Consider the following 15,780-nt stretch of genomic DNA (forward strand, 5'->3'; position numbering starts at 1 on the left):
TAGAAGGGAACGCGGATGACACTGATTCGCTAAAGCGAAAACACGGATAAACACGGATTTTCTCTTGTCTAAATTCTCAATGTCATTAAGGTTAAGAAATTTTAGATTAAAAATTGCTTCGCCTGTTCGCTCTTTCAGGCTCGGGTAACGATTGTCAATTTTTGGTTTTGTGCTGTTTCCCACATCTGAAATCAAAAATCGTTAGTCAAAAATCTTAAATCTTTTTATCTTTTTTCCTTAACTTTAATGACATTGGGCATCGGGACGGGATTGCATCTCTGAACCTCCGAACCTAAAAAACAGATAATTCTTCTATATTTGCGCCTTTATTAAACAAAAACAGGAATATGAGTTTTTTCGATATGATTTTGGGTGTTTTATTGGCATACGGTTTATACCAAGGTATTAAAAACGGGCTTTTTGTAGAAGTTGCTTCTTTTATCTCTTTATTACTTGGGATTTACCTAGCGATAAAATTTTCGTCTTTAATGAAAGAAATTATCATGAAACATGTTTCATGGAACCCAAATACAATCCAGATTACAGCTTTTATCCTAACCTTTATTCTAGTAGTTATCGCAGTATATTTATTAGCTAAATTTTTAACCGGAATTGCTGATTTTGCTCAACTGGGATGGCTTAATAAACTAGGCGGAGGTCTTTTTAGAATTCTAAAAACGATTCTTATTTTGAGTATTGTTTTTAGTCTTTTCGAAAAAATAAATTTCAATCATACTTTTGCAAAAAAAGAAACATTAGACAAATCGATATTTTATAATCCGATACAAAAAATAGCTGGTTTTATTTATCCATCTATAGAAAACTGGTATGATACGTTAAAGAAAAGCGATGCCGAAAAAGAGTCTTCGACAACTAAAGAATCATAATTATTCTTAGATTATAAAAACACTTGTTTTGCTTTAAACTTAAATTTTAGAATAAGCATTCAAGAGTGTAAAAAACAGCCGAATCCATCTTTTATTTCTTAAAGATTCAACAATAATACATCAAGATTCTACAATCCAAAAGTTTGCATTATCTTTGCCGATTAATGACGCGCCTGTATGGCACAGCCATACTATAAAATCACAACAAAAAATACTTAAACTCGTATAGAGAATTGATATAAAAGAAAATGAAAAATATACGTAACTTTTGCATTATTGCACACATTGATCACGGAAAAAGTACACTTGCCGATCGCTTACTAGGCGCAACACAAACCGTTACTGCACGTGAAGAAAAAGCGCAATTGCTTGATAATATGGACTTGGAACGTGAACGCGGAATTACCATAAAGAGTCACGCCATCCAGATGGAATATACTTATAAAGGAGAGGAATATATCCTGAATTTAATTGATACTCCCGGACACGTTGACTTTTCATACGAAGTTTCACGATCAATTGCTGCCTGCGAAGGGGCGCTTTTAATTGTTGATGCTGCACAAAGTATACAAGCTCAAACAATTTCAAATTTATATTTGGCTCTGGAAAACGATTTGGAAATTATTCCAATCTTAAACAAAGTCGATCTACCAAGTGCAAATCCTGAAGAAGTTAGCGATGATATCGTAGATTTATTAGGATGTAAACTAGAAGAAATTATTCACGCCTCTGGTAAAACAGGTTTAGGTGTCGAAAATATATTAGCAGCAATTATCGAAAGAATTCCTCCTCCAAAAGGAGAAATCGATGAGCCTTTACAAGCTTTGATTTTTGACTCTCATTACAATCCATTTAGAGGAATTGAAGTTATTTTCCGTGTAAAAAACGGACAAATTAAAAAAGGGCAAAAGATTAAGTTCATGGCCACAGGTAATGAATATTTTGCTGATGAAATTGGAACTTTAAAATTAAATCAAGTTCCAAAAAGTGTTATTTCCGCAGGCGATGTTGGTTATTTAATTTCTGGTATTAAAGAAGCTAAAGAAGTAAAAGTTGGGGATACCCTAACGGATGCTAAAACGCCAACAACTAATATGATTACTGGTTTTGAGGATGTAAAACCAATGGTATTTGCTGGGATTTATCCTGTAGATACAGAAGATTATGAGGAGTTACGTAACTCGATGGAAAAACTACAATTGAACGATGCTTCATTAGTATTTTTACCTGAAAGTTCTGCAGCTTTAGGATTTGGTTTCCGTTGTGGATTCTTAGGAATGTTACACATGGAGATTATTCAGGAAAGATTAGAACGTGAGTTTAATATGACTGTAATTACTACAGTTCCTAACGTTTCTTACCTGGCTTATACTAAAAAAGAACCTACTGTAGGATTTGTGGTAAACAATCCTTCTGATTTACCAGAACCATCAAAATTAGATCACGTAGAAGAACCTTATATCAAAGCAACAATCATCACCAAATCTGATTTCGTAGGTAATGTTATGTCTTTGTGTATAGAAAAACGTGGTTTAATTACCAACCAAACATATTTAACTACCGAAAGAGTTGAGTTGACTTTTGATATGCCTCTTGCCGAAATTGTATTTGATTTTTATGATCGTCTTAAAACGGTTTCAAAAGGATATGCTTCGTTTGATTACGCACCAATTGGAATGCGAACTTCAAGCTTAGTAAAAGTTGATATTTTATTAAATGCTACAATTGTTGATGCTTTATCATCTTTAATTCACGTAGATAATGCTTACCACATTGGTAAAAAAATGTGTGAAAAACTAAAAGAATTAATTCCACGTCAGCAATTTGATATTCCGATTCAAGCAGCAATTGGAGTAAAAGTAATTTCTCGTGAAACTATAAAAGCATTACGTAAAGATGTTACTGCAAAATGTTATGGTGGAGATATTTCGCGTAAGCGTAAATTACTTGAAAAACAGAAAAAAGGTAAAAAACGTATGCGTCAGGTAGGAAACGTAGAGATTCCTCAAGAAGCATTTATGGCTGTTTTAAAATTGAACGACTAGCTTTTTTATTTTAGATAAAAGAAGAAAGAGAATAGAATATAGATGAACCCAATAACTAACGTTATTGGGTTTTTTTATGCTCTTTTTAAATCCCTACAGCCCACAAAACCTAACTAAACTACTACACATCAACACATTGTTAATTAAATAATGGATAAAATCTCACTTTATTAAGTATTTATTTGTAAGTTTTTAATTATTTTTACATATATGAATTAATCAGATTTTATTTAAACAATTTAAAAGCAATGATTATGAAAACAAAAATCACAACACTTGTAGCGTTATTTACATTTTGTTTTGCAAACGCACAACAGAAAGAAGTAGAAGAAGAAGTTAGCACTGCCAAAGGAGTACGGTTCGAAAAAGGGAGTATGTTTATTGAGGGAGGTGTATCGGTTAGTACTGTAAAAGATGAGTCAAACTCATTTTCTATAAACCCAAAATTTGGATATCTTCTTGATGACAATTTAGCTATCGGGTTAGACTTGGATGTGTTTGGTTCTACAATCGATAAAGACACTCCAGCTGAAAGAAAAAACAATGGATTTGGTGTTGGGGCATTTGCCAGATACTATTTCTTAGAATTGGATTCCAGACGTCTTAAAGTGTTTGGAGAAGCTGGATTAGGGTATAGCCATGTTAAAACTGAAGTATTAAATGTAGAAGACACAACAAATGGAATTAAGGCGAACATAACAGTAGGTCTAAACTATTTCTTTACCAAGAAATGGGCAGCTACATTTGCTTTGGCTGATATCTTAACGTACAATAATGCAAATCCTGAAAACGGATCTTCATCTAGTAGTTTTGAGCTAAACATCAACCTATTTAATAATATTTTTGCACAACCTAAATTTGGATTACTTTATAAATTTTAATACTAGTTTAGAAATCTACTCTAAGTTTTAGAAAATAAAGTACAGCATATAGAAAAGCCCAATAACGAAAGTTATTGGGCTTTTTAGTTTAAATTTGATGAAATAATCAAAATAAAATGGCAGAAATAAGTGGAGAAGAATTTGGAAAAAGAATTAAATCTCAAGAAAAACATTTTAATGATATAACAATCAATTTCAATGAGGAAATAGATTTTCCAATCACAATTCTTAATGAAAATTTAACATTTAAAAATATCACTTTTAAAGGAATGCGAGTTACTTTTAGTGGTATTCCTAACGAAGAAACGCCTGAAAACAATTCTTTCATTTTTGAAAATTGCTGTTTTTTATGTGACTTTATATTCTCATCATGTAATCTTTATACTTTGGCATTTATTTCTTGTGTAATAAACAACAAACTCTTTCAAATAAGAAATTGTAATATAAATGATCTTTCTTTTGAAGAAAATATTGAAGACACTAGTAATGTAAAGTCTACTATTGTCAAATCAGGTACAATTAAAATTAATCGTGGAAAAATAAATCATATTTACTTTGAAAATATTCAATTTACCGACGGTGCTTTAAAAATTACTGGACTAAAATCAACAAACCATTTTAGCATATTAAGATCTACATTAAATGATACATTAATTTCAAATTGTGATTTTAATGATTATTTCGAATATATCGGAAATAAGGCAACTTTAAAAGCAAATAATATTTTTTTCAATCGTTGCAATTTTCCAATTTCAACTTTTTTTGAAACAAAATTCAATAACAGCACTCATTTCAGTCACTGCACCTTTAACAAAACAACAAATTTTCAATCGATTGAAAATAAAATCAATGGCGATTTAAAATTCACTGATTGTGATTTTTATAAATTCACTGATTTTGATAAGTCTAAAATCCATAAACTAAAATTCGAAAAAATTAAATTTCATGATTTTGTTTCATTTCAAGAAACTTATTTTGATATTATTGAAATAGACAAAACAAATTTTGAAAAAGGAGCTTTTTTTGATGACATTCAAATAAAAAAAATTGATGATTGCGATCGAAGGACAATTCGAACCATAAAACAACAACTTCAAAAAGCAGAAAATAGAATTGATTATAATAGATTTAGAGTCTACGAGTTTAACGCATATAGAAAAGATATCAAAAAAAAATTAAAGGAATTTGAAAATGACAAAGATCACTTAAATCATAGAGTAAGAGAACCTATACAACTAAGAAGAGATAAATTTATTTTATGGATTAGCGATGTAGTTTCTGAATACGGAACAGATTGGAAAAGAGCAATGAAATTCACTTTAATAACTGGTTTTATCATTTATTTTCTCTTTTTCATTTGTGAAAATTATGAATACAAAATAGACCTTTTTAATTGGAATAATCTCTCTCATTTTACATCTGGTTTATTTAGATTTTTCCTTGTTACAGATTTTTTCAATCCTTTGGATAGTAATAGAACCTATCTAACAAATCCTATAAGTTGGTTAATATTTATCTTTGGAAAAATTGTAATTGCTTTTGGAATATATGAAATGATACAATCATTCAGAAAATTCAAAGCCTAAACCTTTGTATCTTTGAACTTCTGTATCTATAAAACTCAAAAGAAAAATGCTCGATGAATCCCCTAAACGGTTTGACCGAATTGTTGCAATTCTTATTCAGCTACAATCTAAAAAGATTGTTAAAGCACAAGAACTAGCCAATCGTTTCGAAGTAAGTTTAAGAACAATTTACCGTGACATTCGTACTCTAGAAGCATCTGGCGTTCCTATTTATAGCGAAGCTGGCGTTGGTTATGCTTTGATGGATGGTTATCGATTACCGCCAGTTATGTTTACCCGAGAAGAAGCTAGTAGCTTTATTGCTGCTGAAAAATTGATGCAAAAATTTACTGATACTACTTTGGGAAATCATTATGCTTCGGCAATGTATAAATTAAAATCTGTGCTTAAAAGCGACGATAAAGATTGGGTTTCTACAATTGAATCGAGTGTTTTAATGCAATCTACCGAGAAACTTTTTAACGATAAATCTCCAAATACGCTCGCTTTACTTTTTGAAAGTATTGCCGAAAAAAAACAAGTTATTCTTTCTTATCAAGCTTTTACTTCAGACGGAATTACAGAAAGAAATATTGAACCTGTTGGTATCTTTCATGATCACAACAATTGGTATGTTATAGGATATTGCCATTTGCGCACCGATTATCGCCAGTTTAGAACAGACCGTGTACATAGTATAAAAAAAACAGAAAAAGATTTTACATTAGAACATGATTCTCTTGAAACTTATTTGAATAAAAATGAAACTATTCCAACTACCAAAGTGCGCATTCTGATTGATAAAAAGATAGCGAGGTATTTATCACACGAACGGAAATATCATGGTTTTATATCCGAAAAAGAAATCGATGGGAATATCGAGATGACTTTTATGTGCCGAGATATTGAAAGTGGTTTCCCGCGTTGGTTTTTAATGTTTGGAGATTACGCTACAATTCTGGAACCTGAGCGATTAAAAACACGAACTTTAGAGTTATTAGAAATTAACAGACAAAGACTTTTATAAAAAAACTCCTAAAATGAGATTTCATTTTAGGAGTTTTATTTTTTATATCAAATATTCGTAATTTTTATTGCTGAGCATGAACAACATTATAAAAATTATAATCTGTATTTGATGCATCAGTAATACCAATATTGCGACCAATTGTAACTATCTGCCCTCGATGATACGTCCCATGGTTTACAACCTGCAATAAATAATCACATATTGGCAACTCACATTGAAACCAAGGGCTTTCAATTTTAATTTTTCTGGATAATTCTTCTTCTGAAAGTGATTTGATATATTCAGACAAACGAGCTGATCTATTTACTAATCCTTCAAATATTTCCTTAGTTATCAATTCTGTATTTTCTCTTTTATCAAATTCAGAAGTCTCTGCTATTATCGAATACCAATATTCTTCGGTTGCCCAAATATGATTGAGTGTTTTAATAATACTAGAATAACTCGAAGCTACTTCTTTATGAAGCAGTTCGTCTGATTTTACAGAAAGCCAATTAACAAATTGCTGATTTACCCATAAATTATAGTCTGCATAATTTGTCATTATTTTTTTTAAGCTCATGATAATTTATTTTAGTTTTTCTGAATAAGAATTGATTTGAAAATATAATTTGATTGATGATTGAAAGGATTATTTAATTCTAATTATCTTTCCCAGAAAAAAGGAGGCTCAATACCTAATGCTCTTAGATAAACATACCCTTGTCCGCGGTGGTGTACTTCATTATCGATAAAATATAAGATATTCTGAACAATCGGAAATTCATATTGTCCAAACAAATTGAAATTCTCATTGAAATCTTCTATCTTTAATTGCTCCCAATATTTATTAATCTCATCGGTAGATTCATCCCATTTTTCAAGGTATTGCGCTTTAAAAATTAATTTCTCTTCTCCTTCTTTAAAAGGCTGACTGTCTCGATTTACAATACTTTTTAAGGCTGGTGCCGCAATCGCCAAAAGTTCATCTGTCAATTTTGAAAAAGGACGCATTCCGCCAATAGAAAATTCAAAGAAATCTTTTTCAGGAAAAGCTTCAATTACATGACGTGTCAATGCGCGATGACCTTGCCAATGTTTTAATAAATCTTCTGGAGTAATAACTTGTGCTGCTAGTGTTTTCATAATTTTAAAGTTTTGATTTTTTATTACTTCAAAAGTAAATCGAGTCGGTGACAACAGTTTGTCAGTAGTGATTTTATTTTTTAAAATTATTTCAAAAAATAAACATAAACAATTGCTATTCAAAAATATAACAAAAAATTTACATGTTATTTTTCTTTAAAAAATCTTTATATTGACATAAAAACACAAAAGGCTAAACAAATTTTACTTAAAACAAATACCTCTCGTAAATGGCCTTCTTTTTAATTAGTCAAAACCTTTGCATCTTTGTACCTTTGCACCTAAGAAATTTAGTACCGTAACAAAATGATTGAAGATAAAAACCCACAACGTACCAGCATAGCGCAATTAGGCGAATTTGGACTAATTGAGCACTTAACACGAAACTTTGATGTTACACAAGAATCTACTTTAAAAAGTATTGGCGATGATGCTGCTGTATTAGATTTTAAAGACAAGAAAGTAGTCGTTTCTACCGATTTATTAATTGAAGGTGTGCATTTTGATTTGGCTTATATGCCTTTAAAACATTTAGGTTACAAAGCTGTGGTGGTAAACATTTCAGACATTTGTGCCATGAATGCTAAACCAACACAAATAACTGTTTCTGTAGCTGTTTCTAATCGTTTTCCATTAGAAGCCCTTGAAGAATTATTTGCAGGAATCACGCATGCTGCAAAAGAATATAATGTAGATGTAATTGGTGGTGATACTACCTCATCTCAAAAAGGATTAATCATTAGTATTACTGCTATTGGTGAAGCCGATGAAAATGAAATCGTATATCGTAATGGCGCTAAACAAACTGATTTATTGGTTGTAACTGGCGATATTGGAGCTGCATATATGGGATTACAGGTTCTAGAAAGAGAGAAACAAGTTTTTCAGGTAAATCCTAATTCGCAACCTGATTTAGATGCCTATACTTATTTAATAGAACGCCAATTAAAACCTGAAGCTCGCAAAGACGTTCGTACTTTGTTACATGCCTTGGAGATTAAACCAACATCTATGATTGATATTTCAGACGGATTATCATCGGAGATTATTCATTTGTGCAAACAATCTAAAGTAGGTTGTAACTTATATGAAGATAAATTGCCGCTAGATCCACAATTCATAAATGTTTGTGAAGAATTTAATATCGATAGTACAACTGTTGCGATTAATGGTGGAGAGGATTACGAATTACTTTTTACTATTGCAATGGAAGATTTTGAAAAGATAAAAGCAAATCCAAACTTCTCAATTATTGGTCATATGACACAAGAAAGCGAAGGGATTCATCTAGTAACTCGTGCTAATACAAAAATTGCTTTAAAAGCCCGCGGATGGGATGCTTTAAGCGAATAATTACATATATCCATAAAAAAAGACATCTAATCAGATGTCTTTTTTTATTTTATAGAAGCGCTGTTTATAAAAGTCCTTTGTTCCTGGCTTCGTGTACTAAATCATCATCTGTACCATCTGTTACTTTTAGCAATTCTTTTAAATTTTCTATTCTTCTTATTGTAGCTTTCAAAGAAATAGGAATGTAATGTGGCATTTCGTCTGTTTTAGTTCCTTTGGATAAATGAAACAGAATTTGTTCGTCAATCTGATCAATTTCGATGGAGTCTTTTGGTGATTTTTCTAACATTTCAACAACCGACTGGCTATAGTAAGTCTTTTTTTTCATCACTTTATCAAAAGCAAATAACAACTCATCAAATGTTAAATCATTTTTTATGATTAATCCTCTAGGATTTATTGTTCTAATGATTGTTTTTATCTTAAGTAATTCGGTGTACATTGTTAGCAAAATTATTTTACAATTTGGCATATGTTCCATAATCAGCTTTGCTAAATCTTCTCCCGAATATATTTCCATTTCTTCATAAGCGGGCATACTAATGTCTAGAAATGCAATATCAAAATTTGTTGTTGCAGGATCCATAATTACCTCGTAACCCGATTTACAATCTTTGGCCTGTGTAATTAAAAATTCATATTCTTTAGGATTATATCTCGTAATCGCATTTTTGTACCCTTCAATTATAAAAGGATGATCATCTACTATAAATATGTTATTCTTAATTATTTCTACTGGAGGTTTATCAGTTGTCATTATGCTGAAGGTTTATTTTTTGATCAATTGGAATTTTAATTACTATAACTGTTCCATCCGCTTTATTAGATTTTATATCAACGGTTCCATCGCATTCTTTTACTCGATAGAAAATATTTTGCAAACCAATTCCTTTTTTGGTTCTATTTACATTAAATCCTACTCCATCATCACTTATCAACAACGCCAAATGATTTACTTCATTTTTAAGCTCTATTTTTATTGTTTCTGCTTGTGCATATTTATTACAATTTTGCAATGCTTCCTGAATAATTCGGTACAGATTTATTTTAATGGAGTTACTTACCAAATCCCATCTTATACTTGAATCAATACTCGAGATTAATTTTGATTTAAAAGTAACTCTTTGATTTTCCAATAACTTATCAAGAATCATTACAAAATTATTAATCAATTCTGATTTCTCTTTATTTAAATCATGCGAAATTTCCCGAATATCTTGCTCAATTTCTTTTAAATCTGATAAATATTTTTTGCGCTTTACAGCTGCTGCTGCATCATCTACTTTATCTAAGCTGTCTAGACTTATCCTAACCCCAAACATTCGCCCTAAAACACCATCATGTAAATCTTGGGCTACCTTTTTTTTCTCTTTAATCCGAATAGCTTCAATTGTATTTTGTTGCGAAATCATCAGGTTATAAATATCTTCATTGGCTATCTGCTGCTGCTGTTTAAAAAGCAGCTCTCTATTTTTGGCTTTTTGTGCCAAATAAACATAAAAAAAGAGTCCTAATAAACCACAGATACTAAAAACATATATCAATGTTCGGTTCTGAACATTTAAACTCGTATTTTCATCTTTTATTTCATTCGTTTCATATTCTATTCGGGAAAATTTTTCTCCCATCTTTCTTTCTGCTTTTTGTGCTTTTTCATTTATCTGTATATATTCTTTCGAATAAACCGATGCATTTGTTGGATCTACAAGAGCCATTTGCTTAAGTGCCTCAAGAGTATTTCTTAATCTATTCGAATTTCGGGATAACTTAAGTGCATCTTTACAATATTGCATTGCTTTTGAAGTATCTTTTTTATAAGCAAAATACTCAGATAAATGTATTTTACTAGATATGACCCCTGACTTAAGATCTAGACTATCTCTAATTTTTAAAGATTTATAAAATAGATCTGGAAGTCCTTCAGACTCATGCAACTTAAATTTAGAATAAGCCAAATTATCATATAACATAGCATATAATATAAGTTTTTCCTTAAATAAGTTTTTTTGTTCTAATCCTTTTTGAAAATATATTTTTGCTTTTTTATAATCATTCATACTTAAATAAACAAAGCCAATATTATTTAGCGAAGTCGCTTTTAGCTGAAGATCTAATGGGATTGATTTATCTTCAAGAATAACTAAAGCCTTATTATTAAATTCCAAAGCCTTATCATATTCTTCTCGCTCCTTGTATAAAATCCCTAAAAGATTATAGGATTCATGCAATAAATAACTTACTTTTTTCTGACGCTTCAAAAGCCGCAAGGCTTTAAAAACCATTATTTCACTCTCAAAAAAATCGCTTATGTTATATTGTAGAGTTGCCTTACTCAAAAAAGTTCTGGCAAGATTATAGTCATCATTAATCCGGATATACAATTTCTCTGCCTTATAGTAGTTCCTAAAAGCACTATCAGGAACTGTTTTAAAACTATAGTAATCTCCTAAATAAGCATAAGCCTTAGCCATACTAACCGTATCAAGGTTACTTTTTGATCGTTCTAGTATGAGTTTTGTTGTTTCCCGATAGGCATTCCAATCATTCATATTGTAATACCGATTGGCTACTTTAAACAAATTTACTCTATTAACCGAATCATCTTTTTGATTGATAATTATATTGAACGCTTTTTTATTATACTCTTGTTTGGACTTAAATGGCACGTTGATATCATTTGCCAATGACAAATAAAGAGACAAACTATCTACAGAGGAAGTCACATTGTTGTCGACAATGCTTTTCTTGGTACAGCCCAAAAAAACAAAAACTAATAACAATAATATAGGGTAGATTTTTTTCAATAGTACATTTGGCTTTTATCAAAAATACTAAAACTATAGACACAAAAAAAGGCTGTCAAAAAATTGACAGCCTTTTTTTACATATAAACTCTTTGTTCTAGTCTTGTTTTCTTCCTCCTCCTGCTGATCCACCACCATCAATAGGCTGTCTATAACTGTTAGTTGCTGACAAATCTAACATATAACCATTATCTTGTTTTCTACCTCCTCCTGCTGATCCACCACCATCAATAGATAAATCGATGTAAACATCTTGTTTTCTTCCTCCTCCTGCTGATCCACCGCCATCAATAGGTGGTATTATCTCACTTTTTGCATTTAATGAAATGTTTTTAGTTGTTTCTGGAGTAGTAAAAGATGTTGCTACTAATGCTAAAGAAAATAATGCGATTGTTGTGATTGAAGTTTTCATAATCTGGGGATTTTTATTGTTAGTATTTTTTTACGTTTTAAATGATCGCTTATTGCTAAATCATGGTGTAAAATTAGTACTGTAATCCCCTTTTCAACTCTGTAAAAAGGCATATATGGTGGAATGCTGCCAAATGGTAGTGTACGTAGGTCAAATACGTGTAAATACTTAGTTGCTAGACCTCTATATAGTTTCCGTTAGCAAACTCGGCAATTATTATCTCTACATTTCTTTTATAAGTCTTAGAAAATGGTAGTTTTTTTGTAGAGTTTTTTATGTAACAAACTGAGTTCCCAGTATGTATCCTCGCAATATGGTTTCTGTTGATGATATAACTGTTGTGTATGCGTATAAATGGGTGTAATAAAATAGCTTCAAAATATTTTAATGTTTTAAAAGCTGTTATCATTTCTCCAGTATTCAAATAAATATCTGTCGAATTATTATCTGCCTGAATATAGGTAATATCTTTAGCTTGAATGTATCGATAATCTCCATACGATTTGACACATAACACTAAAGATTGATTTATTTTTTGTACCTCGATAGCATCTCCTTTAAGCGAGGTTTTAAAATCCTGAACGGTTTGATTGCTAATTAAATTTACCTCATAACTAGGCCAATCTAGTTTTAAAATCGTTTTGAGTAAATCTGCCCGTTTAAGTGGTTTTAGCAAATAATCCATTACGCCATACTTAATCGCATCAAAAGCAAAATCTTTTTTGGTGGTTGTAATAATAACTTTAGGAACTATCCGCAAATAATGATAAAGCTCATTTATAAATGATAACGAAAGATTACTTGTATTATCTTTTGGATCTATCTCAAGAAATATAATATTTGGATTATGCTCCAAAACTAAATTTAATCCTTGCTGATATGTATTTGCAATAGCAACAAAAATTAGCTCTGAAAAACCATCTGCTAATTCCTTGGTTTTTAGAACACTTTCTTGATTATCATCAATAATAATGTATGAATAATTTTTCAATGCTTTTGTAGATTTAGTGGTATTATTTTACAAGAACCGAACTGATAATTATATGCAAATTTATCTCCTTCATTGGAATTTCAACAATAAAATCTTATTTTTAGCTTTAATAAAGCAATTAAATTTACATATTTCCTTTTTTTAAAGATTTTATTGTTAATATATTTTAAACAAATGTTAACACATTAAGACGAAGTGCAAATATATCCGATGAAATGCACAAAATAAAGTCTTCTTTAATATATTATCTCTATTTTTTGCATGTTTAAAACATACCTTTTCTAAACAAAAAAAGCTTCTCAAATGAGAAGCTTTTTTCTTATTTTTAATTATCGATTATACTAATAATCGATTCTTATTTTACATTTTCATTAACCAATTTTTCATCGAAACTTCATTTTCGATAATTGATCTTAAATCGGCAATAGCTACACGATCTTGTTTCATTGTATCTCTATGACGGATTGTAACTGTTTGATCCTCGATAGTTTGGTGATCAACTGTAATACAAAAAGGAGTTCCTAATGCATCTTGTCTTCTATAACGTCTTCCTACTGCATCTTTTTCATCATAAGAAACATTGAAATCCCATTTTAAATCTTCGATGATTTTTTTAGAAATTTCAGGCAAGCCATCTTTCTTTACCAATGGTAAAACTGCTGCTTTTGTAGGTGCTAAAACTGCTGGTAGCTTCAAGACTGTTCTTGTAGAACCATCTTCTAATGTTTCTTCTTTTAATGAAGTTGCAAAAACTGCTAAGAACATTCTATCTAATCCTACTGAAGTTTCTACCACATAAGGAACATAATTTTGATTTAATTCAGCATCAAAATACTGTAGTTTTCTACCAGAGAATTCTTCATGCGCTTTTAAGTCAAAATCTGTACGAGAGTGAATTCCTTCTAATTCTTTGAATCCAAAAGGGAAATTAAACTCGATATCCGCAGCTGCATTAGCATAATGTGCTAATTTTTCGTGATCATGAAAACGGTAGTTTTCTTTTCCTAAACCTAAAGATAAATGCCAGTTTAAACGTGTCGTTTTCCAGTGCTCGTACCATTGCATTTCATCTCCTGGACGTACAAAAAATTGCATTTCCATTTGTTCAAATTCACGCATACGGAAAATAAATTGTCTTGCAACGATTTCATTTCTAAACGCTTTTCCTGTTTGTGCAATTCCAAAAGGAACTTTCATTCTTCCTGATTTTTGTACATTCAAGAAATTCACAAAGATACCCTGAGCTGTTTCTGGACGTAAATACAAGTCCATTGCAGACTCTGCAGATGCTCCTAACTTAGTACCAAACATTAAGTTGAATTGCTTTACATCTGTCCAGTTTCTAGATCCAGTTTCTGGATCTGCAATTTCTAGTTCTTCGATTAAAGCTTTAACATCTTCTAAATCTCCATTACCTAAAGAGCGTCCTAAACGTTCTCTGATTTCTTTTTCTTTAGCTAAATATTCAATTACTCTGGCATTTGTAGTTACAAATTCCTGTTCGTTGAAAGCATCTCCAAAACGAGCACTCGCTTTTTCGATTTCTTTTTTAGCTTTTAGATTTAGCTTTTCAGCATAATCTTCTACTAGAACGTCAGCTCTATATCTTTTTTTAGAATCTTTATTATCAATTAACGGATCATTAAAGGCATCAACGTGGCCTGAAGCTTTCCAGGTTGTTGGATGCATTAATATTGCGGCATCTAAGCCTACAATATTCTCATTCATCTGAACCATTGATTTCCACCAATATTCACGGATGTTTTTCTTTAACTCTACTCCGTTTTGCGCGTAATCATATACTGCACTTAAACCATCGTATATTTCGCTCGACGGAAAAATAAATCCGTACTCTTTTGCGTGCGAAACTACATTCTTAAATAAATCGTCTTGTTTTGCCATAGTAATGCAAAAATATAAAAAGTCCTTGTAAAAAAAAGAAAAATTGCAAAGATTGAAGCCTGAATTTCTTTATTTTTGTAACTAAATTCTTTCTATTTGTGTTTAATTACATTATTAACCTGTTTTTCCCAAAAGCGTGTGCTGGATGTCACTCTTTTTTAATGGCAAATGAAACCATAATTTGTACCATTTGCAGACATGAAATGCCTCTAACCCAATATTATTTAAATCCAAAAAACGAAGCTTTTAAAAAATTTTATGGAAAAATTGAAGTCGAACATGTTTCTGCTTTTCTTTATTTTAATAAGAAAGGAATTGTGCAGGAACTCATCCATAACTTAAAATATAAAGGGCACGAAAATATTGGCACTATGCTTGGCCAATGGCATGTCGAGGATTTAAAAGAATTAGTACTAGATGTACCTTTTGATATGATTATTCCAGTTCCTTTGCATCGAAAGAAATTTCATGAAAGAGGCTACAACCAAGTAACTACATTTGGCCGCGCTCTTTCTCAAGGTTTACAAATAGATTACAACGATACTTTATTGATTAGAACCAGATACTCTAAAACCCAATCTAAAAAAAATCTTTTAGGAAGATCAGAAGGTCTTAAAGAAATATTTGATGTCTCGTTTACCGAAGACAAACACGATAAGCATTTTTTACTTATTGATGATGTAATCACAACTGGAGCAACACTTGAAGCTTGTTCTCGTGCATTACTAAAAATTCCAGGTGCCAAAATCAGCATTGTTTGCATGGCAATGGCACACTCTTAAATT

The 15,780-nt window shown here is 30.9% G+C and carries 14 protein-coding genes; 7 read left to right on the forward strand and 7 right to left on the reverse strand.

Annotation, left to right across the window (positions count from 1 at the left end):
• Window positions 1-347 precede the first annotated feature (347 nt).
• The 5 genes from AC3IPI_RS04330 (at window position 348) to AC3IPI_RS04350 (ending at window position 6,405) form a co-directional block, all read left to right on the forward strand.
• Window positions 348-887 carry a CvpA family protein gene (locus tag AC3IPI_RS04330; protein WP_489157373.1) on the forward strand — a complete coding sequence of 180 codons (540 nt, stop codon included), beginning with the start codon at window positions 348-350 and terminating at the stop codon, window positions 885-887.
• 248 nt (window positions 888-1,135) lie between these two features.
• Window positions 1,136-2,932 (forward strand): translation elongation factor 4, encoded by a 1,797-nt coding sequence (gene lepA, locus AC3IPI_RS04335; protein ID WP_489157375.1) that lies wholly within the window; start codon window positions 1,136-1,138, stop codon window positions 2,930-2,932.
• A gap of 254 nt (window positions 2,933-3,186) precedes the next feature.
• Window positions 3,187-3,813, forward strand: a complete 627-nt coding sequence (locus AC3IPI_RS04340; RefSeq protein WP_039117944.1) for an outer membrane beta-barrel protein — start codon at window positions 3,187-3,189, stop codon at window positions 3,811-3,813.
• Between the two features lie 116 nt (window positions 3,814-3,929).
• Window positions 3,930-5,399: a hypothetical protein gene (locus AC3IPI_RS04345; protein WP_489157377.1), complete on the forward strand. Its 1,470-nt coding sequence runs from the start codon at window positions 3,930-3,932 to the stop codon at window positions 5,397-5,399.
• 46 nt (window positions 5,400-5,445) lie between these two features.
• Window positions 5,446-6,405, forward strand: a complete 960-nt coding sequence (locus tag AC3IPI_RS04350; RefSeq protein ID WP_489157379.1) for a helix-turn-helix transcriptional regulator — start codon at window positions 5,446-5,448, stop codon at window positions 6,403-6,405.
• A 64-nt stretch (window positions 6,406-6,469) separates the two neighbouring features.
• Here the strand turns inward: AC3IPI_RS04350 and AC3IPI_RS04355 are convergent, their stop codons facing one another.
• Together AC3IPI_RS04355 and AC3IPI_RS04360 are read right to left on the reverse strand one after the other, a co-directional pair.
• Window positions 6,470-6,970, reverse strand: a complete 501-nt coding sequence (locus tag AC3IPI_RS04355; RefSeq protein ID WP_039113216.1) for a DinB family protein — start codon at window positions 6,968-6,970, stop codon at window positions 6,470-6,472.
• An 83-nt stretch (window positions 6,971-7,053) separates the two neighbouring features.
• Complete coding sequence (locus AC3IPI_RS04360) at window positions 7,054-7,533, reverse strand: DinB family protein (RefSeq protein WP_409417663.1); 480 nt, start codon at window positions 7,531-7,533, stop codon at window positions 7,054-7,056.
• Between the two features lie 306 nt (window positions 7,534-7,839).
• Between AC3IPI_RS04360 and thiL the strand changes: the two genes are divergently transcribed.
• A complete protein-coding gene (gene thiL / locus AC3IPI_RS04365; RefSeq protein ID WP_039113218.1) occupies window positions 7,840-8,886 on the forward strand; it encodes a thiamine-phosphate kinase in 1,047 nt (348 codons plus the stop codon).
• A 64-nt stretch (window positions 8,887-8,950) separates the two neighbouring features.
• Here the strand turns inward: thiL and AC3IPI_RS04370 are convergent, their stop codons facing one another.
• The 5 genes from AC3IPI_RS04370 to AC3IPI_RS04390 form a co-directional block, all read right to left on the reverse strand.
• Window positions 8,951-9,643 (reverse strand): response regulator, encoded by a 693-nt coding sequence (locus AC3IPI_RS04370; RefSeq protein ID WP_489157382.1) that lies wholly within the window; start codon window positions 9,641-9,643, stop codon window positions 8,951-8,953.
• Window positions 9,633-11,690 carry a tetratricopeptide repeat-containing sensor histidine kinase gene (locus tag AC3IPI_RS04375; protein WP_489157384.1) on the reverse strand — a complete coding sequence of 686 codons (2,058 nt, stop codon included), beginning with the start codon at window positions 11,688-11,690 and terminating at the stop codon, window positions 9,633-9,635. The genes AC3IPI_RS04370 and AC3IPI_RS04375 overlap by 11 nt, the downstream gene beginning before the upstream one ends.
• Window positions 11,691-11,787: 97 nt before the next feature.
• Window positions 11,788-12,102 (reverse strand): hypothetical protein, encoded by a 315-nt coding sequence (locus AC3IPI_RS04380; RefSeq protein ID WP_052250000.1) that lies wholly within the window; start codon window positions 12,100-12,102, stop codon window positions 11,788-11,790.
• A 175-nt stretch (window positions 12,103-12,277) separates the two neighbouring features.
• Window positions 12,278-13,093 (reverse strand): LytR/AlgR family response regulator transcription factor, encoded by an 816-nt coding sequence (locus tag AC3IPI_RS04385; protein ID WP_323491171.1) that lies wholly within the window; start codon window positions 13,091-13,093, stop codon window positions 12,278-12,280.
• Between the two features lie 360 nt (window positions 13,094-13,453).
• Entirely contained in the window at window positions 13,454-14,995 is a 1,542-nt protein-coding gene (locus AC3IPI_RS04390) for a glycine--tRNA ligase (protein ID WP_039113222.1), read from the reverse strand.
• Window positions 14,996-15,093: 98 nt separating this feature from the next.
• Here AC3IPI_RS04390 and AC3IPI_RS04395 point away from each other — a divergent pair, with 98 nt between their 5' ends.
• Window positions 15,094-15,777, forward strand: coding sequence for a ComF family protein (locus AC3IPI_RS04395; RefSeq protein WP_039113223.1), 684 nt, complete (start codon window positions 15,094-15,096; stop codon window positions 15,775-15,777).
• Window positions 15,778-15,780: the final 3 nt, after the last annotated feature.

Source organism: Flavobacterium sp. GL_143 (assembly GCF_057834355.1).

Coding starts and splice junctions, on each gene's coding strand:
- AC3IPI_RS04330 (WP_489157373.1), top strand. CDS start 348: ATGAGTTTTTTCGATATGATTTTGGGTGTTTTATTGGCATACGGTTTA.
- lepA (WP_489157375.1), top strand. CDS start 1,136: ATGAAAAATATACGTAACTTTTGCATTATTGCACACATTGATCACGGA.
- AC3IPI_RS04340 (WP_039117944.1), top strand. CDS start 3,187: ATGAAAACAAAAATCACAACACTTGTAGCGTTATTTACATTTTGTTTT.
- AC3IPI_RS04345 (WP_489157377.1), top strand. CDS start 3,930: ATGGCAGAAATAAGTGGAGAAGAATTTGGAAAAAGAATTAAATCTCAA.
- AC3IPI_RS04350 (WP_489157379.1), top strand. CDS start 5,446: ATGCTCGATGAATCCCCTAAACGGTTTGACCGAATTGTTGCAATTCTT.
- AC3IPI_RS04355 (WP_039113216.1), bottom strand. CDS start 6,970: ATGAGCTTAAAAAAAATAATGACAAATTATGCAGACTATAATTTATGG.
- AC3IPI_RS04360 (WP_409417663.1), bottom strand. CDS start 7,533: ATGAAAACACTAGCAGCACAAGTTATTACTCCAGAAGATTTATTAAAA.
- thiL (WP_039113218.1), top strand. CDS start 7,840: ATGATTGAAGATAAAAACCCACAACGTACCAGCATAGCGCAATTAGGC.
- AC3IPI_RS04370 (WP_489157382.1), bottom strand. CDS start 9,643: ATGACAACTGATAAACCTCCAGTAGAAATAATTAAGAATAACATATTT.
- AC3IPI_RS04380 (WP_052250000.1), bottom strand. CDS start 12,102: ATGAAAACTTCAATCACAACAATCGCATTATTTTCTTTAGCATTAGTA.
- AC3IPI_RS04390 (WP_039113222.1), bottom strand. CDS start 14,995: ATGGCAAAACAAGACGATTTATTTAAGAATGTAGTTTCGCACGCAAAA.